The sequence below is a fragment of the Bowmanella yangjiangensis genome (genome assembly GCF_018531185.1).
In the GTDB taxonomy this organism is placed as follows: Bacteria; Pseudomonadota; Gammaproteobacteria; order Enterobacterales; family Alteromonadaceae; genus Bowmanella; species Bowmanella yangjiangensis.
On the sequence record NZ_JAHDJU010000002.1, the window covers coordinates 1,349,447 to 1,373,050 of the forward strand.

General features: G+C 51.0%; 19 protein-coding genes. 11 read left to right on the top strand and 8 right to left on the bottom strand.

Going from position 1 to position 23,604, the window contains the following annotated elements; all coding sequences use genetic code 11:
* Window positions 1-9 precede the first annotated feature (9 nt).
* The 3 genes from fliQ (at window position 10) to flhB (ending at window position 2,377) form a co-directional block, all read left to right on the top strand.
* Window positions 10-279: a flagellar biosynthesis protein FliQ gene (gene fliQ, locus KJY73_RS15185; RefSeq protein ID WP_188688617.1), complete on the top strand. Its 270-nt coding sequence runs from the start codon at window positions 10-12 to the stop codon at window positions 277-279.
* Between the two features lie 112 nt (window positions 280-391).
* A complete protein-coding gene (fliR, locus tag KJY73_RS15190) occupies window positions 392-1,174 on the top strand; it encodes a flagellar biosynthetic protein FliR (protein WP_206594325.1) in 783 nt (260 codons plus the stop codon).
* Between the two features lie 78 nt (window positions 1,175-1,252).
* A complete protein-coding gene (gene flhB, locus KJY73_RS15195; RefSeq protein WP_214344538.1) occupies window positions 1,253-2,377 on the top strand; it encodes a flagellar biosynthesis protein FlhB in 1,125 nt (374 codons plus the stop codon).
* Window positions 2,378-2,381: 4 nt separating this feature from the next.
* Here the strand turns inward: flhB and KJY73_RS15200 are convergent, their stop codons facing one another.
* A complete protein-coding gene (locus tag KJY73_RS15200; RefSeq protein WP_206594304.1) occupies window positions 2,382-2,882 on the bottom strand; it encodes a helix-turn-helix transcriptional regulator in 501 nt (166 codons plus the stop codon).
* Window positions 2,883-2,982: 100 nt separating this feature from the next.
* Here KJY73_RS15200 and KJY73_RS15205 point away from each other — a divergent pair, with 100 nt between their 5' ends.
* From KJY73_RS15205 to KJY73_RS15215, 3 genes are read left to right on the top strand one after another with little or no spacing between them, the layout of a single operon-like run.
* Window positions 2,983-4,011: an efflux RND transporter periplasmic adaptor subunit gene (locus tag KJY73_RS15205; RefSeq protein WP_214344539.1), complete on the top strand. Its 1,029-nt coding sequence runs from the start codon at window positions 2,983-2,985 to the stop codon at window positions 4,009-4,011.
* Complete coding sequence (locus KJY73_RS15210) at window positions 4,011-7,082, top strand: efflux RND transporter permease subunit (protein ID WP_214344676.1); 3,072 nt, start codon at window positions 4,011-4,013, stop codon at window positions 7,080-7,082. The genes KJY73_RS15205 and KJY73_RS15210 overlap by 1 nt, the downstream gene beginning before the upstream one ends.
* The gene (locus tag KJY73_RS15215) at window positions 7,075-7,380 is read left to right on the top strand and encodes a DUF3240 family protein (RefSeq protein ID WP_214344540.1); all 306 of its coding nucleotides are present in this window, start codon (window positions 7,075-7,077) and stop codon (window positions 7,378-7,380) included. The genes KJY73_RS15210 and KJY73_RS15215 overlap by 8 nt, the downstream gene beginning before the upstream one ends.
* Before the next feature lie 16 nt (window positions 7,381-7,396).
* Here the strand turns inward: KJY73_RS15215 and KJY73_RS15220 are convergent, their stop codons facing one another.
* From KJY73_RS15220 to mutS, 4 genes are all read right to left on the bottom strand, one after another.
* Window positions 7,397-8,017 (bottom strand): hypothetical protein, encoded by a 621-nt coding sequence (locus KJY73_RS15220; RefSeq protein ID WP_214344541.1) that lies wholly within the window; start codon window positions 8,015-8,017, stop codon window positions 7,397-7,399.
* A 36-nt stretch (window positions 8,018-8,053) separates the two neighbouring features.
* Window positions 8,054-9,349, bottom strand: coding sequence for a phosphopyruvate hydratase (eno, locus tag KJY73_RS15225; RefSeq protein ID WP_214344542.1), 1,296 nt, complete (start codon window positions 9,347-9,349; stop codon window positions 8,054-8,056).
* Window positions 9,350-9,424: 75 nt separating this feature from the next.
* Entirely contained in the window at window positions 9,425-11,056 is a 1,632-nt protein-coding gene (locus KJY73_RS15230) for a CTP synthase (RefSeq protein WP_214344543.1), read from the bottom strand.
* A gap of 211 nt (window positions 11,057-11,267) precedes the next feature.
* Entirely contained in the window at window positions 11,268-13,868 is a 2,601-nt protein-coding gene (gene mutS, locus KJY73_RS15235; protein ID WP_214344544.1) for a DNA mismatch repair protein MutS, read from the bottom strand.
* A gap of 35 nt (window positions 13,869-13,903) precedes the next feature.
* Here mutS and pncC point away from each other — a divergent pair, with 35 nt between their 5' ends.
* Entirely contained in the window at window positions 13,904-14,392 is a 489-nt protein-coding gene (pncC, locus tag KJY73_RS15240) for a nicotinamide-nucleotide amidase (protein WP_232848621.1), read from the top strand.
* A 20-nt stretch (window positions 14,393-14,412) separates the two neighbouring features.
* On the opposite strand, the gene KJY73_RS15245 is transcribed toward pncC, so the two are convergent.
* The gene (locus KJY73_RS15245; protein ID WP_214344545.1) at window positions 14,413-15,402 is read right to left on the bottom strand and encodes a hypothetical protein; all 990 of its coding nucleotides are present in this window, start codon (window positions 15,400-15,402) and stop codon (window positions 14,413-14,415) included.
* Window positions 15,403-15,629: 227 nt separating this feature from the next.
* Here KJY73_RS15245 and recA point away from each other — a divergent pair, with 227 nt between their 5' ends.
* Window positions 15,630-16,661 (top strand): recombinase RecA, encoded by a 1,032-nt coding sequence (gene recA, locus KJY73_RS15250; RefSeq protein ID WP_214344546.1) that lies wholly within the window; start codon window positions 15,630-15,632, stop codon window positions 16,659-16,661.
* A gap of 58 nt (window positions 16,662-16,719) precedes the next feature.
* Here recA and KJY73_RS15255 read toward each other — a convergent pair whose 3' ends face one another.
* Together KJY73_RS15255 and KJY73_RS15260 are read right to left on the bottom strand one after the other, a co-directional pair.
* The gene (locus KJY73_RS15255) at window positions 16,720-17,313 is read right to left on the bottom strand and encodes a DUF1287 domain-containing protein (RefSeq protein ID WP_232848622.1); all 594 of its coding nucleotides are present in this window, start codon (window positions 17,311-17,313) and stop codon (window positions 16,720-16,722) included.
* Window positions 17,310-18,524 (bottom strand): MDR family MFS transporter, encoded by a 1,215-nt coding sequence (locus KJY73_RS15260; protein WP_214344547.1) that lies wholly within the window; start codon window positions 18,522-18,524, stop codon window positions 17,310-17,312. The genes KJY73_RS15255 and KJY73_RS15260 overlap by 4 nt, the downstream gene beginning before the upstream one ends.
* Before the next feature lie 314 nt (window positions 18,525-18,838).
* Here KJY73_RS15260 and metA point away from each other — a divergent pair, with 314 nt between their 5' ends.
* Genes metA through metH form a run of 3 tightly spaced genes read left to right on the top strand, consistent with a single transcriptional unit; the run spans window position 18,839 to window position 23,460 of the window.
* Window positions 18,839-19,756, top strand: a complete 918-nt coding sequence (gene metA / locus KJY73_RS15265) for a homoserine O-acetyltransferase MetA (RefSeq protein WP_214344548.1) — start codon at window positions 18,839-18,841, stop codon at window positions 19,754-19,756.
* 23 nt (window positions 19,757-19,779) lie between these two features.
* Window positions 19,780-20,820, top strand: a complete 1,041-nt coding sequence (locus KJY73_RS15270) for a homocysteine S-methyltransferase family protein (RefSeq protein ID WP_269813766.1) — start codon at window positions 19,780-19,782, stop codon at window positions 20,818-20,820.
* Between the two features lie 15 nt (window positions 20,821-20,835).
* On the top strand, window positions 20,836-23,460 hold the full coding sequence (metH, locus tag KJY73_RS15275; RefSeq protein WP_214344549.1) for a methionine synthase: 2,625 nt from the start codon (window positions 20,836-20,838) through the stop codon (window positions 23,458-23,460).
* The last annotated feature ends 144 nt before the right edge of the window (window positions 23,461-23,604 follow it).

Genomic DNA, 23,604 nt, shown 5'->3' on the forward strand with positions numbered 1-23,604 from the left:
GAGCACATTATGAGCCCGGAAATATTTGTCGACATCTTGCGCGAAGCCCTGTTTATGGTGATCTTGCTGGTGTCTGCGATCATTTTGCCCAGTCTGTTTGTGGGGTTAATCGTGTCGGTATTTCAGGCCGCCACATCCATCAACGAACAAACCATCAACTTCTTACCCAGGCTGATTGTGACCTTGTTGGCCCTGTCCTGGGGCGGACACTGGCTGACCGGGCAACTAATGGACTTCTTTTTTGAGATGGTCAATCGCATCCCTGAGGTTGTAGGCTAAAGGTGATAGCCATGACCTGTGCATTTATCCGCGGTGCGGTGCAGATTGAAATACCACAGGGGCCTTTCTATTGGCCGGCTGGTCCTTTTGGGTATAGGGAATTGGACAACTGATGGATATTCTGGCCACCACCATCACTCAATATCTGGCTGATCTGCTCCTGCCTTTTATGCGCATCAGTGGCATGTTCGCCGCCATGATTGGCATCAGCGCCAAAACCTTGCCGCCGCCGGTGCGTGCCTTACTGACCTTGTTCTTAACTATTCTGATTATGCCCGTGGTGCCGCCAGTACCAATAACCGAAATGGTGTCATTGGGTACCTGGTTAATGGTTATCCAGCAATTGCTTATCGGTATTGCCATTGGCTTTATTTCCACCCTGGTTCTGAATACTTTCGTGTTAGCCGGCCAGATTGTTGCTATGCAAACGGGTCTTGGCTTTGCGTCTATAGTGGACCCGGTTAACGGAATTAACGTACCGGCGGTGGGGCAATTTTATCTGATTCTGGCGACGTTACTGTTCTGGGCGCTGGACGGTCATTTAGCCATGATAAAAATGATAGTGATGAGTTTTGAGGCCTTTCCAGTTGGTCCTTACAGCTTGAGCCCAGAGCAGTTTCGTGATGTAGCACATTTTGCCGGATGGATGTTTGTGGCTGCATTGACTATCTCCCTGGCACCTATTATTTCTCTGTTAATCATTAACCTGGCTTTTGGTGTGATGACCAAAGCGGCACCACAGCTCAACGTTTTCACTATAGGTTTTTCTATCGCACAAATCGCCGGGCTGATTATCATCTGGTTGACTATGGATAACTTTACCTTCCATTTTGAGCAGGAATGGGACCGAGCCCAACTGTTTATGTGTCAACTTCTCAGGGTGTGCAGTCCATGATTTACTTGGGCTTCATGTTAATTATCAACAGTCGCCTGGGGGGCTTTGTGTCCTCTCGGTCTTGTCTGGAGTATCCGGATGGCTGATGCACATGAGAAAACAGAAGAACCCACGTCGAAAAAGCTCGAACAGGCCAGAGAAAAGGGCCAGATAGCACGTTCCCGCGAGTTGTCGACCACCCTGGTATTGATCGCTAGCGCAATAGCCCTGTTGTTGCTTGGTCAGAGTATTGGCAGTGCGTTGTTCAGTGTTATGCAGCGCATGTTTAGCCTATCCAGAGATGAAACCTATGACGTGAATCATATGTTTCAGGCTTGGGGCAGCGGCATGATTGAAATTGCCTGGCCGGTGCTGGCTTATCTTATCATTGTCACTATCGCTGGTATCTACGGCTCTATTGCTTTGGGGGGCTACAACTTTACCTGGGAGTCGGCCAAGCCCAAAGCCAGTAAACTCAACCCGATAAGCGGCCTGAAGCGGATGTTCGGACCCAACGGTATGGTAGAGCTGCTTAAAGCGCTGGCCAAATTTATCATCGTTGCGGTTAGTACTTATCTGGCGCTGAAGTTGTTTAGTGCCGAAGCTTTGCATCTGGATATGGAGCTGTACCCACGCAATGTCATGCATGCGCTGGAGTTGCTCGGCTGGGCTTTTCTGATTATTTGCTGTGCAATGATTCCGATTTCCGTCTTTGATGTGCCTTACCAAAGCCATAAGCACAATGAAGAAATGAAAATGACCAAGCAGGAGGTCAAGGACGAGCGTAAAAATGCTGAAGGTAACCCTGAGGTGAAAAGTCGAATTCGTCGCTTGCAATTCCAGGCTGCGGCTCGTCGTATGATGCAGAAAGTTCCAGAGGCCGATGTGATTGTGACCAACCCGACTCACTTTGCCGTGGCGCTTAAATATGATCAAAACGGTACCCGAGCACCGGTATTAGTGGCAAAAGGCCTGGACGAACTGGCCTTACATATTCGTGAAATAGCTGGCGCACATGGGGTGCCTATTGTTGAGTCCCCCATGCTGGCTAGGGCAATTTATTATTCCACGGACGAAGAGCAGGAAATACCTGAGAAGCTATTTATGGCGGTTGCTCAGGTACTGGCATATGTCTACCAGTTAAAAAACTGGAAAAAAGGTCGTGGCAAACGTCCCAAGCCGCTGGCCAAAGAACTGCCTATTCCGCCGGAATTACGTCGTTAGCGGCTTAAGGGCTAACGAAGTCTTCCAAAAACCAGGCGGCAAACTCATGACGCCCTTCCACTCCAGCCTTTTCGTACACCGAAGAGGCTTGCTGGCGAACGGTTTTCTCTTTGGTGTCTCGCACTTCACCGATTTCTCTGAGGCTTAAGCCTTTTAGCAGCAGAAGTGCCACATCTTGTTCGCTTTGAGTGAGATGCCACTGGCCAAACTGTTGTTGAATGGCGTGAGCAAAATCATTGCGCGCCTTCTGCATTTCCTCTGACGCCTTGGCGAGCTGGGAATGACTCAGGGTTAATTGATTCTTGAGATGTTCGATATGCTGGCGGCGGTTGAGGCTCTCTCTGATGATATATAAAGCCCCGAAACCTGACGCCAATACAATGCAACTTTCCTGAATGATATGCCACATGGGGATCCCCAGGTAGTAGTCGGTTATCACATCCACGGTGTTGAGTAGCATAATAACGATTAATAGGCCGGTTAAAATCTTGTCTCGTAACACCATGAATTAACAACCTTTTTTGTGGCTTAGGGCATTTGTCCCATGTGTTCTGGGCCTGCGTAAGGTAAAACCACCGACATCATTTAGCAACTTTTTGCGACCAATGCCCAGATTCTTCCTGCCAGCTGTTTTACTGTTTTTCACTTGGTCAACTGTATGTGCAGCAGACCAGGCTTCTATCGATATATCCAGCCTTCAGGGTTATCAACTGAGCTATGCCACTGCAGAGTCAGTGACGCAAGTTCAGGGCAGCCCGGTACTTGGTCAGGTGACCTTTCAACCTGGCAGCGCGTATGAGGTCAGCCTGCCTTTTGCTGTCATGCAACATACCCGGCTGGTGCATGATGGTGCCTGGGTGACTAAAGGCCAACCTGTGGCAAAAGTGCAAGGGCGTGAAGTTGAACACTTCTTTGATGAATATCAGGCGGCCAAACGCTTGTTTGAGGTGGCGGAGCGTAATTATCAGGCCAACTTGGCTGAGCGGGCTAAAGGTATCGTTTCCAGCCCACAGTGGCTGACACTGGAGCGCGAGTACCATGCCGCGTCGCTTAATTGGGAACATGTCCGGCATTTGCGTAGTTTACTAGTGGTAGATGAATTAGGGCTGGCTGCCGTGCTCAGCCCAATCGACGGGGTATTGGAGTTTAGCCAGGAGACTGGCGCCAGAGCTGGTGATGCGCCGTTATTTAGCGTGGTTGATAAAGCTGCCGTCCAGTTGCAGGTGATGCTGCCGCATACCAGCATCGCAGGTCTGACGGGGTTTTCCGCTGCTGATGTGGCCTGTGATTTTACTTTGCAAAGTGTGACCGGTCGCCTACAGGGATTAAAACAACAGACCTGGAGCAGCCTGGCACCACCTTGCCAGGTTGCGCTTGGACAAACCCTGAGGGTTAGGCCAATCTATCAGCGGCAATCCTACTCTGTGCCGCTTTCCGCGGTGTTCGAGTTGGACAATCAGGACTATGTTGCGGTGCGAGAGCAGACGCGTCTGCGTTTAGTGTCGGTCAAGGTGCGCCAGTCGAACACGCAAGGATTACTGGTGGATGCCGGACAGTCCCTGGACGGCAAAGTGGTGCTGAGCAGCTCGGTCAGTGCTTTACAGGGCTTGCTGATAGGTCTGGGGAAAGAATGATGCTGGCGGCGTTACTCAGACTCTCCCTGACTCAAAGATTGTTTGTTGGCTTGCTTGCGATCTTACTTGCAGGTGTGGGCATGCAGGCCTGGCGTACCTTGCCTATTGACGCCTTTCCGGATATTTCGCCTACCCAGGTCAAAGTCATTATTAAAGTACCGGGGATGACCACCACGGAAATTGAATCACAAGTCACGCGCCTGGTGGAAACGGAGCTGCTGGGGATCCCCCATCAGGCCAAGCTGCGCTCCACCACTAAGTATGCCATTACCGTTATTACCCTAGATTTTAGTGAGGGCACCGATATTTACTGGGCTAGGCAGCAGGTCAGTGAACGTTTGGCCGGGATTTGGAGCAGTTTGCCACAAGGGATCAGTGGTGGAGTGGCGCCCATGAGTACGCCGTTAAGTGAAATGTTTATGTTTACGGTGGACAATCCAGTGATGTCACTACAAGCGCGCCGTGAATTGCTGGATTGGTATATCCGTCCGGCACTCAGAAGTGTGGCTGGGGTGGCGGATGTCAACAGTCTGGGCGGCTTTGTAAAGACCTATGAAATCTTGCCTGACCCTCTGAAATTGCAGCAGTTTGGTCTGGGCCTGGAGGATATTGAACGAGTTATCCTCGAAACCAATCAAAACACCGGGCTGGGGCGCATCAGCAAAGGCACTGACAGTCTTATTCTGCGCACCGAGGGACGCTTTGCTGACATGTCGGAACTGCAAAACATGGTCTTGACCAGCAGTATCAGCGAAACAATACGTCTGCAGGACGTTGCTGAGGTGAGCGTAGGCCATCTGAGTCGTTACGGGGCGGTGACCCGCAATGGTAACGAGGCTGTGCAGGGCTTGGTGATTGCCCTTAAAGACAGTAACACTGCCGAGGTTGTTCGCCGGGTGAAGTTCAAGCTGGAAGAACTGGCACCGACCTTACCGACAGGCACAGAAGTTAAAGTGTTTTATGACAGAGCCAATTTGATTGAAACTGCCACGCAAACCCTGATTAAGGCGTTGGTTGAAGCGGTACTGCTGGTCATCATTGTATTGGCGTTATTCCTTGGCAATATCCGGGCAGCCTTTGTGGTGTCGCTTTCCTTACCGCTGGCAGCACTTGGTACTTTTGCCCTGATGAAAGTCTTTGGCTTATCGGCCAATTTAATGAGCCTGGGCGGATTGGTTATTGCTATTGGTATGTTGGTGGATGCCTCTGTGGTGATGGTCGAGAATGCCGTCACGCACCTGCACCGGCAAAACCAATTGCCACTGCTGCACCAGATATTCCGGGCCTGTCATGAAGTGGCCACCCCTGTATTAGCCGGTACGCTCATCGTCGTTATCGTGTTTTCGCCCTTACTTACCTTGACCGGCCTGGAAGGTAAGTTGTTCTCACCCGTGGCGAAAACTATCGTATTTGCCATGCTCAGTGCCATGTTGCTGGCATTTACTCTGATACCCGTACTGTCATCCCTGCTGCTTAATACCAAGGTGGCTGAAATGCCGCGTTGGGTAATGCGTTTGCAGGCACTTTACCAAGGCAGCTTGTTGCATGTATTAGCACACCCTCGTCCTTATATTGGCCTGCTACTTACATCTTTGCTGCTGGCCGGCGGTTTGTTTGTGTTCGTCGGGAAGAGCTTTATGCCGCAGCTTGATGAAGGCGACATTATTATTCAGTTTGAGAAGTCACCCAGTATCACCCTCGATGCCTCCATAGCTCTGGACAAGCAGATAGAGCAGACACTGCTGGAACGCGTTCCAGAAATACTCAATATTGTGGCCCGAACCGGCTCGGATGAGTTGGGGTTAGATCCTATGGGGTTAAACGAGACCGACGTGTTTTTGCAACTGAAACCTGTTGACCAGTGGCGCCAGCCGGACAAACAGTGGTTAGTCGATGAGATCCGCGCGCTGCTCGAACAATTCCCAGGTATGAATATCAACTTTACCCAACCGATTCAGATGCGGGTGTCTGAAATGCTGACCGGCACCAGCGGCGATGTGGCCATTAAGGTGTTTGGCCATGACCTGGATACCCTAACGGCGCTGGCCGGTCAGATAGGTGAGATTACCGAGCAGGTGCAAGGCAGTGAAGATGTGCAGGTGGCATTGGTGGAAGGTGGACAATACCTGAATATTCGGGCTCGCCCCGAAATGGCTGCCATGCTGGGAGTCAGCACGCAGAGCCTGTCTACCTATTTACTGGGACTGGTCGAAGGCCGAACCTTATCTGAGATTGTAGAAGGTGAAATCGCTAATCCTATTCGTTTTGCTAATAGTCTGGATAAATCGAGCTCAGTAAAACTCAGGGCGGTAGGGGACTTGTTGCAGCAGCCCATATTGTTGCCTGATGGTAGCAGTTTGCCGTTGGAGCAGGTGGCTGACGTTAGCCTGCAGCAAGGGCCACTGCTGATCGAGCGGGAAATGGCGAAGCGTTTTGTGTCTGTGACGACCAATGTGGTAGGGCGGGATGTAGTGGGCTTTGTGGAGGCCTTGCAAAGTAGTATTGACCAACGGGTCAGCCTGCCTCAGGGCTATCGAATTGAATATGGTGGTGAGTTTGAAAACCAACAGCGGGCAATGCAGAACCTGACCTTGGTTGTGCCCGTCGCCTTGCTGCTGATCTTTGTTATTTTGTTCACTACTTTCCACTCGCTGGCCTTATCCGGCCTGATCCTCGGCAATATTCCTTTTGCCTTGATGGGGGGCATGGTGGCGCTGTATGTCAGTGGCGAGTTTTTATCTGTACCGGCATCAGTCGGATTTATCGCACTGCTGGGCGTGGCGGTGCTAAATGCGGTGGTAATGGTCAGTTATTTTGAACAGACTCAGGGGGTCTATGCCGATGCCCTTGAGCATATCGTCCAGGGAGCCGTCAGACGGCTTCGCCCGGTACTGATGACGGCCACCACCGCTATGTTTGGTTTGATCCCTCTGGTCTTTGCCAGCGGTCCTGGCGCTGAGATCCAGCGCCCGCTGGCCATAGTGGTTATTGGGGGCTTGATTACTTCAACCCTGACCACCCTGTATCTGCTGCCGGTGTTTTATCGGCTAATGGAGCGTTCCCGTGCATGAAGACTATGTACTGACAAGCATTCTGCTGCCGCTTAAGGCTAAAGAGGAAGTCGTGGACAGACTGATGTCAACGGATTGGTTGTCGGGCTTTACCCTTCGTAATATTGAGGGGCATAGTCGCGGCCATGCCAATCTAAGTATTCGTGAGCAGGTACAAGGTTACAGACAGCTAGTGCAGTTCGATATTATGCTCAAAGAAACTGAAGTCTCAGAGTTACTTGCCAGGCTAGCGGGAATTCTGCAACCAGGCAGTATGAGGTACTGGGTGGTGCCGGTGACAGCTAGCGGACATATTTAGCTGCACAGTAAGTGCATCAGGCTGGTATCTTACTGTTTTTCCAATTAATCTGACTGACTAAACGCAGCTCACGCAAGCTCAGGGTATGGGGATGGAACCTGTGCCCTTGTTTCCAGCTATGTCCGCAACAGGCCGCGCTTAGCGTGGCTTTTTTGGGAACAAGTAAGGCGCGCTGCTGGCTGTTTTCACTGACCGGACTACCGTCCAGCATAAACCAGCCATTTTTATTCAGATGTAAGCGACCCTCAGCCAGATCAAACTTATCAATACAATCCAGCTCTAGGTATTCAATCCCAGTTTGATGTTGCCAAACCGGTACCGGCAAACCCAAGCAAAGATGCTGTTTAAACCAGGCCTGTGTGTCAGTTGGATTATCGTTTCTGGGGCAGTGCGGGGCTTGCTTAGCCTGCCAACTGGCATTGTGAATATCCAGTTGCAACGGACCATCATGTTGCAACATGCTGGCAGCAATACGCTTAATATGATGTGTCAGGCCCTTAAGACGCCGCTGTAACAAAGACAGATTGCCCGATTGCGCCAGGGTTTGCAGTTCTCTTTCGTACAAGGCATTACACAGCTCGGCAAACTGGAGCTGTTGGCTGTCATCCCGAAAGATATCTGTCTGGTTGGACTGCATAGATGCAAAAGGGGGCGGTTGCCCCCTTCAGTAATCTCAGGCCTGGCCTTTGATTTCTTTACGGCCGTTATAGGCCACGTTACCGCCGAGCATCTCTTCGATACGCAGCAATTGGTTATATTTGGCAACGCGGTCTGAGCGGCACAGTGAACCAGTTTTGATTTGACCGGCGGCAGTACCTACGGCCAGATCGGCAATAGTGGCATCTTCGGTTTCACCGCTGCGGTGTGAAATAACCGCAGTGTAGCCGGCTTCCTTGGCCATACGAATGGCTTCTAGGGTTTCGGTCAGTGAACCAATCTGGTTGAACTTAATCAAGATGCTGTTAGCGATGCCATTTTCAATACCACGCTTTAAAATCTTGGTATTGGTTACGAACAGGTCATCACCGACTAATTGTACCTTGTCGCCAATCTTCTTGGTCAGGCTGGCCCAGCCGTCCCAGTCGCTCTCATCCAAACCGTCTTCAATAGATACGATAGGGTACTTAGCAGTCAGTTCAGCCAGATAATCGCCGAAAGACTCGGAGTCAAATACCTTGCCTTCGCCTTTCAGGTCGTATTTGCCATCGTGGTAGAACTCAGATGCAGCGCAATCCAGCGCCAGGGTTACATCTTTATTCAGCTCATAACCCGCAGCGGCAACGGCCTCGGCGATAACGGCCAGGGCTTCTTCATTGGATTTCAGGTTAGGAGCAAAACCACCTTCGTCACCTACAGCGGTGTTCAGGCCTTTGGCTGACAGCACTTTTTTCAGGCTGTGGAAGATTTCAGCGCCCATACGCAGGGCTTCACGGAAGTTGGCGGCGCCGACTGGCTGTACCATAAATTCCTGAATATCTACGTTGTTGTCGGCGTGCTCACCACCGTTGATGATATTCATCATAGGTACAGGCATGCTGTACTGACCTGGGGTGCCATTTAGCTCGGCAATATGCTGGTAAAGTGGGATGTTTTTATCCATGGCGGCGGCTTTGGCATTCGCCAGAGACACGGCCAGAATGGCATTGGCGCCCAACTTTTCTTTGTTTTCTGTGCCGTCCAGCGCAATCATAACAGCGTCGATAGCTTGCTGGTCATGGCTGTCTTTACCCAACAGGGCTGCCTGGATGTCATTGTTGACGGCGGCAACGGCTTTCAGTACACCTTTACCTAAATAACGGCTTTTATCACCGTCGCGCAGCTCAAGGGCTTCACGAGAACCTGTGCTGGCACCGCTGGGTGCGCAGGCACGTCCCCAGGCACCGCTGGTCAGGTAAACGTCTGCTTCGACAGTGGGGTTGCCGCGAGAATCCATAACTTCGCGACCGATAATCTTGCTGATTTGTGACATTGTTGCCTCTGAATATGAAAGATACGTCGCCCAACCGGGCGACATTATTCGCTCAGGCGTAGCGCGCTACGCCCATCAATTATTGCTTTTATGATGTTGCCCGGCGGCTGCCACAAAACCTTCAAACAAGGGGTGACCATCGCGCGGGGTAGAGTTGAACTCAGGGTGGAACTGACCGGCAACAAACCATGGATGATCATCTATTTCGATGATTTCGACTAAGCGTTTGTCGGTAGACAGTCCCGTCACTTTCAGACCCGCTGCCTCAATTTGTGGACGCAGGTTGTTGTTTACTTCGTATCTGTGGCGGTGACGCTCGTAAATGGCTTCACTGCCGTACATGGCATGCACTTTACTGCCTTTGATCAAATGGCACAACTGGCTGCCCAGTCGCATGGTACCACCCATATCAGAACGCTCAGTACGGGTTTCCACGCTACCGTCGGCGTCCAGCCACTCGGTAATTAGACCTACCACAGGGTTAGGTGTGCTGGGATCAAACTCGGTACTGTTGGCATTTTCAAGGCCTGCCACGTTACGGGCATATTCAATCACAGCGACTTGCATACCCAGACAGATGCCCAGGTAAGGGACTTTGTTTTCTCGGGCGTAGCGTGCTGCGGCAATCTTGCCTTCAATACCACGTTCACCGAAGCCGCCAGGTACCAAAATGGCATCCAAACCGGCCAACAGGTCAGTACCTTTGCTTTCAATATCCTGAGAGTCGATATACTGAATGTTAACGCTCAAGCGGTTTTTCAGGCCAGCGTGTTTCAGAGCTTCGTTAACCGACTTGTATGCATCTGGCAGGGCAACGTATTTGCCGACCATACCAATAGTCACTTCACCATTAGGATTGGACTCTGCATACAGCACTTGTTCCCACTCGGACAGATCGGCTTCCGGGCAGCTCAGGCCGAAGCGTTTTACCACCAGTTCATCCAGGCCCTGAGATTTCAGCATGGCCGGGATACGGTAAATACTGTCTACGTCTTTTAAGCTGATAACGGCTTTGTCGGCCACATTGGTAAACAGGGCAATCTTGGAGCGCTCGTTCGCCGGTAACTGGGCTTCTGAACGACAAACCAGAATATCCGGCTGAATGCCAATGCTGCGCAGCTCTTTAACTGAATGCTGGGTTGGTTTGGTTTTTACTTCACCCGAAGCGGCCATGTAGGGAACCAGTGTCAGGTGCATATACATGGCGCGTTCACGGCCAATTTCTGTACCTAATTGACGAATGGCTTCCAAAAACGGCTGGGATTCGATATCGCCCACCGTACCACCGATTTCAACGATGGCCACATCAACCCCTTCGGCGCCTTCGATAACGCGGCGCTTAATTTCATTGGTGATGTGAGGAATAACCTGAATGGTGGCACCCAGGTAGTCGCCGCGGCGCTCACGCTTGATCACTTCTTCATACACACGACCGGTAGTGAAGTTGTTGCGGCTGGTCATACGGGTGCGGATAAAACGCTCGTAGTGACCCAAATCCAAATCGGTTTCTGCGCCATCATCGGTGACGAATACTTCACCGTGCTGGATAGGACTCATGGTGCCGGGATCCACGTTGATATAGGGATCCAGTTTCAGCATGGTGACTTTCAGCCCGCGCGCCTCCAGAATGGCGGCCAGTGAAGCGGCTGCAATACCTTTACCTAGTGATGAAACCACACCACCCGTCACGAAAATATAGTTTGTCATGCGAAACCTAAGACTTGGGAGTTAATCGGAAATCCGTACCACAACGCAAAACACACCACCAAAAGTGGTTTGTCGGGGTGCGAGTGGAATTCTTATCAGGACGGGAAAGTAGTATACGCAAATACCGCTTATCTCTCAATCTAAAAGCGTCATCGGCGAGCAATTTCTGTGCGAAGGGGCATTGCCAAACGGCAAGCCCCTAAAGGCTTGTCTAGTCCTGGCTTAGACGCTTAAGGCTATACAAGGCGTCCAGGGCCTGACGGGGGCTAAGCTCGTCAGGATTCAGACCTTTTAAGGCTTTACGTAGTGGGTCATCCAACTGAATAAAATCCAACTGACTGGCCGCCGGGCTTGATGTCGACCCGGTGGGACGATTATCGCTCTGCTCAAGTTCTAACAACTTTTGTCTGGCGGCCTGAATAACCGGGCGCGGCACACCGGCCAGCATCGCTACCTGTATGCCATAACTGCGGTCGGCTGCACCTTCCTGCACGGCGTGCATAAAGCTGATACCGTCCTCATGCTCCACTGCATCCAGATGCACATTCGCCAGTGATTCCATGGTCTCGGCCAGCTGCGTCATTTCAAAATAGTGGGTGGCAAAGAGGGTAAAAGCACTGAGCTGCTCGGCCAGATAGCAGGCCGTGGCCCAGGCCAGGGATAAACCGTCATAGGTACTAGTGCCGCGACCAATTTCGTCCATCAGCACCAGGCTGTTTGCGGTGGCGTTGTTGAGAATATTGGCAGTTTCGGTCATCTCCACCATAAAAGTAGAACGGCCTGAGGCCAGATCGTCAGAGGCGCCGATACGGGTAAATATACGGTCGATAGGGCCGATTTTGGCGTTTTCCGCTGGTACAAAACTGCCTATGCTGGCCATTAACGCAATCAGCGCGGTCTGACGCATATAGGTAGATTTACCGCCCATATTTGGGCCGGTAATAATCAGCATGCGACGTTTATGGCCAAGGGCCAAGGGGTTGGCAATAAAAGGCTCGGTCAATACCTGTTCGACCACCGGGTGACGGCCGCGGTCATACTGAATGCCTGGCTCTGAACTGAACTCGGGCCTGTGATAGTCATACAACTGAGCACAGTCTGCCAGATTACACAGCACATCCAGTTCGGCCAGTGCCGCCCCACTTAGCTGCAATTCAAACAGTTGAGGCAGCAGGGCATCAAACAGGGCGTCATATAGCTGTTTTTCCAGCGCCAGGGCGCGGCCCTGACTGGTCAGCACTTTATCTTCGTATTCCTTAAGCTCGGGAATGATGTAACGTTCATTGTTCTTTAGGGTCTGGCGGCGTACATATTCTGCCGGGACAAGATCGGCATAGCCGCGGCTGACTTCAATATAGTAGCCATGCACTTTATTAAAACCCACCTTCAGGGTCGGAATATCGGTGCGTTGTTTTTCCCGCTCTTCCAATCGTACCAGGTAATCCGTGGCGCCTTTGGACAACGCGCGCAGTTCGTCCAGCTCAGCATGGTAGCCAGGGGCAATTACGCCGCCATCGCGAATCAATACCGGCGGGTTGTCGATAATCGCCCGTTCCAGCAGATCCAGCAGCTCGGGGAACTCATTGATTTCGCATGACAAGCTGTGCAGCGGCGAACAATTCAGGGTGGTCAGGAAACTGCGAATGGCCGGCAATTGACCAAAGGCCTGACGCAGTCTGGCAAAATCCCTGGGCCTGGCGCTACGCAGAGCCAAACGGCCCAATACCCGTTCGATATCGCCCACTTGTTTTAAATAATCACGCAGTTCCTGCAGGTCGGCATCCAGCAGTGCGGCAATACTGTCCTGGCGGCGTGTAAGCGCCTGAATATCGGTAAGGGGGCGGTGCAACCAGCGCTGCAGCAAACGGCTACCCATGGCGGTGCTTGTTTTATCCAATACTGAGGCCAGAGTGTTGTCCAAGGTGCCGGCCAGATTCTGGGTCAGCTCTAGATTGCGTCTGGTGGCGGCGTCCATCTGTACGGTATCACTTTGGGTTTCCAGACGAATGGCACGAATATGTGGCAGGGCGGCACGCTGGGTGTCTTTTACATACTGAATCACGCAGCCGGCAGCACACAGACCCAACTCGGCTTTATCCACGCCAAAACCACTTAACTCGCGGGTGCCGAATTGCTGGTTAAGCTGGGTAATAGCAGTTTGCAGGTCAAATTCCCACTCGGGACGACGGCGCAGTCCGCGGCGCTGTTCAATTAATTGCAGGGCTGCCATGCCTTCGGGATAAAGCAGCTCGGCGGGCTGAGTGCGTTGCAGCTCGGCAAGCAGCGCTTCTTCATTTTTAAGCTCGGATAAACTAAAGCGCCCACTGGATAATTCCAGTGTGGCATAGCCAAAGCCTTCCTTACCTTGCCAGATTGCCGCCAAGAGGTTATCCCGTCTGTCATCCAGCAAGGCTTCATCAGTAATAGTGCCCGGCGTGACAATGCGCGCCACTTTGCGCTCGACCGGCCCTTTACTGGTGGCCGGGTCGCCCACCTGTTCGCAAATAGCCACCGACTGGCCGAGCTTAACCAGCTTAGCCAGATAGCCCTCTACCGCATGGTAGGGAACCCCCGCCATAGGAATGGGATCACCCCCGGATTTGCCCCGAGCAGTCAGGGATATATCCAGTAACTGCGCGGCCTTTTTGGCGTCGTCATAGAAAAGTTCGTAAAAGTCTCCCATCCGGTAAAACAGCAGAATATTCGGATGCTCAGATTTGATCCGCAGGTACTGCTGCATCATGGGCGTGTGCTGAGCGAGTTGCTGTTCATCGAAAAGACCGGCTTGCGAGGCAAATTTATCAGAGGGCATAATGACGCTATTCTTGTTTATTGTCGGAGTAAGGAATGATGACGACAGATACTAACCTGCGTCTGGCCGAGCAGCTAGGCGACGCCCTAAAGCAAAAGGGCTGGACTATTACCTGCGCCGAATCCTGCACCGGAGGGGGCATAGGATACGCCATTACCAGCATATCTGGAAGTTCTGGCTGGTTCGAACAGGGCTTTATTACTTACTCGAATGACGTTAAAGAGCGTTTACTCGGGGTGCATCACGACACACTTGTTGTACATGGTGCGGTCTCTGCACAAACCGTGGAAGAGATGGCACAAGGTGCGCTTAAGGCCGCAAAGGCAGATATAGCCATTGCGGTGAGTGGCATCGCCGGCCCGGATGGCGGCAGCCCGCAAAAACCGGTGGGCACGGTATGGTTTGGTATTGCCCTGGCAGATAAGGTGGTCAGTGTACATCAGCGCTTTGAAGGTGACCGCCAGCAAGTGCGAGAGCAGGCCATTGATTTTGCCCTGCAACAGGCGGTTGTGCATATTCGTTGATGAACTGCATTGATTAGTTTTTATTTTTTAAGCAAGCTAATCATAGTTTCTAATTTTTGTTGTTGGCCCTCCTGGGGCCAACCAACTAGCTGGCCGACAAGTTCTTTTTGTTTAAAAAAGTACAGTGTTGGTGTCGACCAGGAACTAATCGACGGCCAGTCTTCTGGCTGGTTTACCAGATAGTATGGAATGGGATATTGCTTATTGGCATTGAGTACTTCTTTAAGCCAAAGGCGACCTGTTGCTGGTAAGATCCAAGTTGAATGCTTCTTAAAAAAATCTAGATACTCCGTATTCTCCAACAACCAGGCGCTAAATCGTCGGGACGGTGAGCATAAGGGAGAAGCCACTACAACAATATCTATTTTGTGCCAGTCAAAAGTTATGGCATTGAGTTCCGATGCCGAGTCATTTACCTGAAGTAGTTGAACTGTCATGTCGCTGCGGATATTTAGTGTTGGGAGTTTAGGAAACTCAATCTCAGGAAATTGAATACGAAGATCTTCGGCTTTTGCGAAAAGTCTTTTTTGGACATAGGCCTCAAAGAGATACTCAATGTTGATTCTTTGCGCATCAGATAACGCTAAACCAGATGACAGCATTCTTTGACGATTGGCAACTTCAAGATCTAACTGGAAATTTAGGCTTTCCTGGCTAGGGGAGTAAAAGTTTATTTTCTTCATCAACGCACTAAGCTGAGCTGTTGCTTCTGTTTCATCGTTAGTGAGAAGCTCCGCTTTCTTTCTCTGTATACAGTCCTCAAACAAAGCGGAATAATAATCGGGCCTAAGATCTATATTGACCGTTAGTCCATTGGCTAAAATTCTAGTTTCCTGACTTTTTTTATCTATCTCATCCATAAGAGGGGATAGATCTCTCAAAGACTTCTGACCGGAACTTTTACAAAATTCCTTAACTGAAAGTTCTTCTCCATATACTGTTCGGTTGAATAGAGCTAAGAGAAGAAGGACATGAAAAGTGCAGATTGCGAACTTGTGAAACCTTTTCATACGTCGGCATATTTCCATATTTAAGATATGGCTCCCCATTGAGCTCGTTCAAGTGTAGGGCAGCATTTGGTTTGAGTTGTATCTATTTGTTACTCAGTGACGGTGGTTCTACTTCAGTTGTCGCCGTTTAGCTATAAAGTCTTTTTGGGTACTTGAAACTGTATGGTTATACAGTATACTTGCCCCATATCCTGATCAACATCACTAGCTCAAGTAAGGAGCGACCAATGGAAGATAATAAAGCCAGGGCCCTGTCGGCTGCCCTGGGACAAATCGAGAAACAGTTTGGTAAAGGTGCCATTATGCGTCTGGGTGATAACCAGGCCATGGACATTGAAGCAATTTCCACCGGCTCACTGAGCGTAGATGTTGCCTTAGGTATTGGCGGTTTGCCTTGTGGCCGTGTGGTGGAAATTTATGGTCCTGAATCATCAGGTAAAACCACGCTGACACTGCAAGTGATAGCCCAGGCGCAAAAAATGGGTAAAACCTGTGCCTTCGTGGATGCTGAACACGCGTTAGATCCTGTTTATGCTGGTAAGCTCGGAGTGAATGTGGAAGAGCTGCTGGTGTCTCAGCCGGATACCGGTGAGCAGGCCCTGGAAATCTGTGACATGCTGGTGCGTTCTGGCGCAGTCGATGTGGTGGTGGTCGACTCGGTGGCGGCACTGACCCCTAAAGCTGAAATTGAAGGCGAAATGGGTGACTCCCACGTTGGTCTGCAGGCGCGTTTAATGTCTCAGGCGCTGCGTAAGCTGACCGGTAATATCAAACGCTCCAACACTCTATGTATCTTCATTAACCAAATTCGTATGAAAATTGGTGTGATGTTCGGTAACCCCGAGACCACTACGGGTGGTAACGCGCTGAAATTCTATGCCTCGGTTCGTCTGGATATCCGCCGTATCGGTGCGGTGAAAGAAGGCGACGAAGTAGTGGGCAGTGAAACCCGCGTTAAAGTGGTGAAGAACAAAGTGGCCCCACCCTTTAAACAGGCCGAATTTAATATTATGTACGGCGAAGGGATCAGCAAAGAAGCTGAGCTGGTGGACATGGGCGTACTACACAAGTTTGTGGAAAAAGCCGGGGCCTGGTACAGCTACAATGGTGAGCGTATCGGTCAGGGTAAAGCCAATGCGGTGAAGTTCTTAAAAGACAAACCGGAAATGGCTGAGGCGATTGAGAAGCAGCTGCGTGACAAACTGCTCTTGGCTAAAACCGTTAAAGCCGAAGAAGGTGTATCAGAGGAAGTACTGTAAACTTCTGCACCTTGTCAGCAAAAAAGCCCGCCATCGCGGGCTTTTTTATGTCTGTGGTTTATTGCTCTGTCGCAGCCGGGTATCGGTAATGACCTGGGATGGGATAGCGAAGCAGGCTGTTATCTTCCACGGGCCCCGCGCCGATATTGTGTAATACCAGCGGCGTGCCGTCTGGTGCGCTTTTATCACTGACAATCCCAATATGCGGCAGATTACCCGGTAACATCCAGGTGACGATATCTCCGGCCAAAAATGCCTCGGTTTGCTGGGTAAGCGGCAGCGACTGCCCATATCGGCCCAAAAACACCTGCAGGTTGGGCACGCGCCGGTGATCTATATTGCGGTCAGGCTTGCTCAGGCCCCAAATGCGTTTTGAGGGGTAAAGTGAGAAGTGTTGCCTGATATCCTCATGGACTAACTGCTGAAGGTCGACGCCCAGGGTACGATAGCTGCGGATCACCAAATCGGTACAAACCCCGATATTGTCCGGCACATCGCCCCCCGGATAGGCCAGTTTGTGATAACTGCCGTCATAACGTATATCCAATAGTGTGCGGGCTTGAGCGGCTTTTACCAGCGCATCAGGCTGTGCTTGCAGGCTATTGGCAAAGACTAAGATGCTGCTGAGCAGCATGCTGAGGTATCCCTTCATCCTTCTTGCTCCACTGGTTCGGTTGCCAGAGCTGGACGTGTGGCAAAGCGCATTTGCTGATATAGCGCAAACACGACCAGACAGCAAAGGCTGGTGAAGAAAAACAAGCTGGGGCCGCCATAAGCCTTTAGCAACAGACCGCCGATATAAGGTGCGAGGGCAAAGCCGATGGAATACAAAGACGCCGCGCCATAATAAACGCCGCGCATATTGGCAGGTGCAATGCGGTCAATCTGGATATTCATGGTGGGGAATAAAATACATTCCCCCAAACTTAACAGGAAAGTGGCGACAATCCAGCCCCAGTACCAATCGATGGGGTTAAGGGCAAAGCCCAGCTGTGACAAGGTCAGTAGCACCATACCCACCTGAACACGATGCACCAGGCTGCGCTTTTGCATCAGGCGCACCATCACAAACTGAAAGCACACAATGGTCATGCCATTGGTAAAAATTAGGGTACCCACCAGTTGCACCACATTATCCAGGCCTTCGCGGCTCAGATACTGCACCAGGGATGAGTCCAGATGGGCAAACACAAAAGCGACCAGGGTATTTGCCAGAACCAGTAATAAAAACAACTTGTCCTGACTCAGGACCCGTAAGATTTGCTTGAATGGAATACGGCTGATGTTCTGTCCTTTGGGAGAAGAAGGACGGCGAAATGCCCACCACACCGCCCACAGCAACAGCAGGTAAACTGCTGCGACGGCAAAAAAGGTGTGTTGCTGACCGGCAAAGCCCATCCATACGCCAGCCAGGGGGAAAACGGCGGCACCGACGTTAATGGAAAAGTAACGCAACTGAAAAGCCGTTTCGCGCATATCGGCTTCGGGCAGCATATCGCTGATCAGGGCCTTGGCAGGCGGCTCCCAAATCTCCCGGCTGATGGCGCACAAAGCCATGCAGAGAGCATATAAGATCACCTGGTCTGCAATGGCGAGCAAACTGAAAGCCAAAATGGCTAATACCCCGGCGCTAAGTAGCATGGTTTTGCGGCCTAATCTGTCGGTCAGCGCGCCGGCATAAAAGCCAACCAGTACCGCAGAAACCGCCGATATTGTCATTGTCAGGCCTATCTGCCATTCGTTTAAGGCAAACTTTTGGTAGAGCATGATGGCCATAAAGGGCCACACCATAAAAAAGGTGCCACGGGAGAAAAATACGCCGAGGATCATAACCCATACCAGCGATGGGAATTGTCTTGCCAACTGCCAGTTCATAGGTCTTGTACAATGCCAGGAAGAGACGGCTAACCTAGCGTTTTTACGACGTTTTTTGAAGCGCTAAGATTAGATCTTTTTGTGATGGCTATATATAGATAATGTGCTCTTGAAAGGCGTTTTTGGAAAAGCTTTTCATCTGGCGTAGCTGTTCTAAAACATCACTGTAGAGAGAGCTTTCCATTCCACATAAAAATCATTTGGACGTCTAGACGTAAAGAGGTTGACATTTCCAGACGTCTTGGCAAGATGCCCTACATAGCCAGCTTAAGGCTACTTGTTCACTAGTTCGGAGGACTGCTATGCCAATTCGTATTCCCAATGATTTGCCCGCACAGGATGTATTAGGTGAAGAGAACATCTTTGTGATGGGAATGGAACGCGCAGCCAATCAGGATATTCGCCCCTTGGAAGTGGGGATCCTCAATCTGATGCCGAACAAAATTGAAACCGAAATTCAGTTGCTGCGGCTGTTGTCCAACACGCCGCTGCAGATCAACGTGGACCTGATTCGCATCGATAATGAAGCGCCGAAAAATACCCCTAAGGCGCATATGGACGCGTTCTACCACCAGTTCGATGATATCGCTAATAAGAAATATGATGGTTTGATTGTGACAGGTGCGCCGCTTGCGCTGCTGGATTACGAGGCGGTGAAGTACTGGGATAAGATGCAAACTGTGCTCGATTGGGCTCGCCGACATGTGCAATCCACACTGTTTTTATGCTGGGCAGCCCATGCTGCTATGTATCATTATTTTGGTATCGACCGCCGCTTACGCGAGCATAAATTGTCTGGCGTATTCAGTCATCAGGTCAACGAAGAGCATGATGAGTTGCTGCGCGGTTTTGATCCGGTGTTTAACGCCTGCCATTCACGCTTTGGCGAGATTCCATTGGAGACTTATCATTCAGTGCCTGAGCTCAAGGTGCTGGCTACGTCGGAAAAAGCCGGCGTGTATCTGGCAGCTACGCGGGATAAACGTTTAGTCTTTGTGACGGGGCATCCCGAGTATGATCCAGATACCTTGGCGGGTGAATATCAAAGGGACCTGGATGCTGGTTTGGCGCCTGCTGTACCGGATAACTACTTTCCTGGTAATAACCCTTGCTTAGCACCGCTGGTCACTTGGCGCTCCCATGGTAATTTGTTGTTCACCAACTGGCTGAATTACTATGTGTATCAGGAAACCCCGTTTAATTTGTCAGATATCGCCTGAAAGGCACGAAGAGGATTGTTTAGTTGAAGCTCAAGCCCATTGAAGAGGCCCTGAAATCCCGCATCCTGATCCTGGATGGCGCGATGGGGACCATGATCCAGCAGTACAAGCTGGAAGAAGCTGATTACCGAGGCACACGCTTTGCCGACTGGCATATGGATATCAAGGGCAACAATGATTTGTTGGTATTAACCCAGCCGGACATGATTGGTGAAATCCACGAAAAATACCTGGCAGCTGGTGCCGACATTTTGGAAACCAATACCTTTAATGCGACCTCTATCGCCATGGCTGACTATGATATGCAGTCACTGGTGTATGAAATTAATCTGCAGGCCACCCGACTGGCAAAGCAGGCCTGTGAAAAATACAGTACGCCAGAGCGACCACGCTATGTGGCAGGGGTGTTAGGTCCCACCAACCGTACCGCGTCAATTTCCCCGGATGTGAACGACCCTGGTAAGCGCAATGTCACTTTCGATGAGCTGGTGGAAGCCTATGAGGAGGCCACCCAGGCACTGATGGAAGGTGGCGCGGATATTATTCTTATCGAGACCATCTTCGATACCTTAAATGCCAAAGCGGCGGCCTTTGCGGTAGAAAACGTGTTTGAAAAGCGCGGTCAATCCTTGCCGGTGATGATCTCCGGTACTATTACCGATGCCTCCGGCCGTACCTTGTCCGGACAAACCACCGAAGCTTTCTACTATTCACTGCGTCATATTAAACCGCTGTCGTTCGGCCTTAACTGTGCGTTGGGACCGGATTTGCTGCGTCAATATGTTCAAGAGCTCAGTGATGTCTGTGAATGCGCGGTATCTGCGCACCCCAATGCGGGTCTACCTAATGAATTTGGCGAATACGATATGGATGGGGAAGAGATGGCCGTGCATATCCGCGAGTGGGCCGATGCAGGTTTGTTGAATATTGTCGGCGGCTGCTGTGGCACCACCCCTGAACATATTCGCATTCTGGCTGACGCGGTAGCGGGCAAGGCGCCAAGGGTGCCCCCCAGATTGCCGGTGAAATTACGCCTGTCCGGCCTTGAGCCATTTGTACAGTAACAGACCGAGGTAAGCATGACTCAACAAGCCAGCGCCAACTTTATTAACGTCGGCGAGCGTACCAACGTCACAGGTTCGGCCCGCTTTAAACGCCTGATTCTGGAAGGCGATTATGAAGCCGCATTGGAAGTGGCCCGCCAGCAGGTCGAAAACGGCGCGCAAGTGATTGATATCAACATGGATGAAGCCATGTTGGACTCTGAAGCGGCCATGGTGCGCTTTTTAAATCTGATTGCCTCTGAGCCGGATATCAGCCGTGTGCCCGTGATGATCGACTCATCTAAGTGGTCGGTGATTGAGGCCGGGCTTAAATGCGTGCAGGGCAAGGCTATCGTTAACTCCATCAGCCTTAAAGAAGGTGAAGAGCAGTTCCTGCATCAGGCTAAACTCATCAGACGTTATGGCGCTGCAACTGTGGTTATGGCTTTTGATGAAGTGGGGCAGGCCGACACCGAGGAGCGTAAGTTCGAGATCTGTCAGCGCAGCTACAAGTTACTGACCGAAAAAGTCGGTTTCCCGCCGGAAGACATTATATTTGACCCCAATATATTTGCGGTCGCTACCGGTATCGAAGAGCATAACAACTACGCGGTGGACTTTATTAATGCCACCCGAAAGATCCGTAAACATCTGCCTCATGCCCATATCTCCGGCGGTTTGTCGAACGTGTCTTTCTCGTTTCGTGGCAATGAACCAGTGCGTGAGGCCATGCACTCGGTGTTTTTGTACTATGCCATCAAGGCCGGTATGGATATGGCCATCGTTAACGCCGGGCAGTTGGCGGTGTATGACGATATTCCGCTGGAACTGCGAGAAGCGGTGGAAGATGTGATTCTTAACCGCCATCCCGAGGCTACCGACCGCTTGCTGGAACTGGCGCCAAAATACCGAGGCGACGGTAAAGAAGTCGAAAAAGAAACTCAGGAATGGCGTGGCTGGCCGGTTAGTAAACGACTGGAGCATGCGCTGGTCAAAGGCATTACCGATTTTATCGAGGAAGACACTGAAGCTGCCCGCCAGGAAGCGGAAAAACCCCTGCATGTGATTGAAGGGCCGTTAATGGATGGCATGAACGTGGTAGGTGACCTCTTTGGTGAAGGTAAGATGTTCCTGCCCCAGGTGGTGAAATCAGCCCGGGTAATGAAGCGTGCCGTGGCCTATTTGCAGCCTTATATCGAAAACGAAAAGAATGCCGGCTCGTCCAACGGTAAAATTCTGCTCGCCACGGTAAAAGGCGATGTTCATGATATAGGCAAGAATATTGTTGGCGTGGTGCTGCAATGTAATAACTTCGAGGTGATTGACCTTGGGGTGATGGTGCCTTGCGAGAAAATTCTGCAAACCGCCCGTGAACAAAAGGCCGATATGATTGGCCTGTCGGGGCTGATTACGCCGTCACTGGATGAGATGGTGCATGTGGCCAAAGAGATGCAGCGTCAGGGCTTTGAGCTGCCGCTACTGATTGGTGGTGCCACCACATCCAAGGCCCATACGGCGGTGAAAATTGAGCAGAATTATCATGGCCCGGTAGTTTATGTACCCAATGCCTCCCGTGCCGTGGGGGTATGCCAGAAGCTTATCTCCGCTACCGCCCGAGCCGAGTATGCGGCCGAGCTGGCGGTGGAGTATGAAAAAGTCCGCGAACAGCATGCCCGTAAAAAACCGCGCACTAAGCCAGTTACTTTGGAGCAGGCTCGCGCTAACGATGTAAAACTCGATTTTAGCGACTATCTGCCGCATAAGCCTAATCAGCTTGGTGTACAGGTAATTACCGCGGATATCGCGACGTTGCGCCGCTATATAGACTGGACGCCGTATTTCCTGACTTGGTCGCTGGCCGGTAAGTACCCACGCATTTTTGATGATGAAGTGGTGGGCGAGGAAGCCAAAAAGCTGTTTGCCGACGCTAATGCCATGTTGGACCGCTTTGAGCAATCCGGTGAAATTCAGGCCAAAGGGGTAGTGGGCATATTTGCTGCTAACCGCATTGGCGATGATATTGAAATCTATGCTGATGACAGTCGCAGTCAGGTGCTTACCACAGCCTGTCATTTACGTCAGCAAACCGAAAAGCTGGATTTTCCTAACTACTGCTTAAGCGACTTTGTTGCCACTAAAGACAGCGGCATAGCTGACTACACCGGCGCCTTCGCGGTAACCGGTGGCATTGGCGAAGATGAACTGGCCGATGCATATAAGGCTGATGGCGACGACTATAACGCCATTATGGTCAAAGCTGTGGCCGACAGATTAGCCGAGGCCTTCGCCGAGTACCTGCACGAGCGGGTGCGTAAGGAAATTTGGGGATATGCTGCCGAAGAAAACCTTAATAACGACGAGCTGATCCGTGAAAAGTATCAAGGCATTCGTCCGGCGCCAGGTTATGCGGCATGCCCAGAGCATACCGAAAAGCAGAAGATCTGGGATTTGCTGGACGTTGAGCGCCGAATTGGTATGCAGCTTACCTCCAGCTACGCCATGTGGCCTGGGGCCTCTGTCTCAGGTTGGTACTTTGCTCATCCACAGAGCAAGTACTTTGCTGTCGCGCAGATCCAGTCTGATCAGTTAGAAGATTATGCGCAGCGCAAGGGCTGGGATATACAGACCGCCGAAAAGTGGCTGGCACCTAACTTAAGCTGACCACTGGTTGTTTTAACTAAGTACAAAGGGAGCATAGCTCCCTTTTTTATGGCCTGTATTTCAGAATAATTATTTATCATTCAAACCGGCTGTTTCGTCATAAATATTTACAGAAGGTCACAGGTTTATTTGTTAGTTGTTTGA

Excerpts from the sequence above, each read along its gene's own strand:
- fliQ (WP_188688617.1), top strand. The coding sequence starts at position 10 with ATGAGCCCGGAAATATTTGTCGACATCTTGCGCGAAGCCCTGTTTATG.
- fliR (WP_206594325.1), top strand. The coding sequence starts at position 392 with ATGGATATTCTGGCCACCACCATCACTCAATATCTGGCTGATCTGCTC.
- flhB (WP_214344538.1), top strand. The coding sequence starts at position 1,253 with ATGGCTGATGCACATGAGAAAACAGAAGAACCCACGTCGAAAAAGCTC.
- KJY73_RS15200 (WP_206594304.1), bottom strand. The coding sequence starts at position 2,882 with ATGGTGTTACGAGACAAGATTTTAACCGGCCTATTAATCGTTATTATG.
- KJY73_RS15205 (WP_214344539.1), top strand. The coding sequence starts at position 2,983 with ATGCCCAGATTCTTCCTGCCAGCTGTTTTACTGTTTTTCACTTGGTCA.
- KJY73_RS15210 (WP_214344676.1), top strand. The coding sequence starts at position 4,011 with ATGCTGGCGGCGTTACTCAGACTCTCCCTGACTCAAAGATTGTTTGTT.
- KJY73_RS15220 (WP_214344541.1), bottom strand. The coding sequence starts at position 8,017 with ATGCAGTCCAACCAGACAGATATCTTTCGGGATGACAGCCAACAGCTC.
- eno (WP_214344542.1), bottom strand. The coding sequence starts at position 9,349 with ATGTCACAAATCAGCAAGATTATCGGTCGCGAAGTTATGGATTCTCGC.
- KJY73_RS15230 (WP_214344543.1), bottom strand. The coding sequence starts at position 11,056 with ATGACAAACTATATTTTCGTGACGGGTGGTGTGGTTTCATCACTAGGT.
- mutS (WP_214344544.1), bottom strand. The coding sequence starts at position 13,868 with ATGCCCTCTGATAAATTTGCCTCGCAAGCCGGTCTTTTCGATGAACAG.
- pncC (WP_232848621.1), top strand. The coding sequence starts at position 13,904 with ATGATGACGACAGATACTAACCTGCGTCTGGCCGAGCAGCTAGGCGAC.
- KJY73_RS15245 (WP_214344545.1), bottom strand. The coding sequence starts at position 15,402 with ATGAAAAGGTTTCACAAGTTCGCAATCTGCACTTTTCATGTCCTTCTT.
- recA (WP_214344546.1), top strand. The coding sequence starts at position 15,630 with ATGGAAGATAATAAAGCCAGGGCCCTGTCGGCTGCCCTGGGACAAATC.
- KJY73_RS15255 (WP_232848622.1), bottom strand. The coding sequence starts at position 17,313 with ATGAAGGGATACCTCAGCATGCTGCTCAGCAGCATCTTAGTCTTTGCC.
- metA (WP_214344548.1), top strand. The coding sequence starts at position 18,839 with ATGCCAATTCGTATTCCCAATGATTTGCCCGCACAGGATGTATTAGGT.
- metH (WP_214344549.1), top strand. The coding sequence starts at position 20,836 with ATGACTCAACAAGCCAGCGCCAACTTTATTAACGTCGGCGAGCGTACC.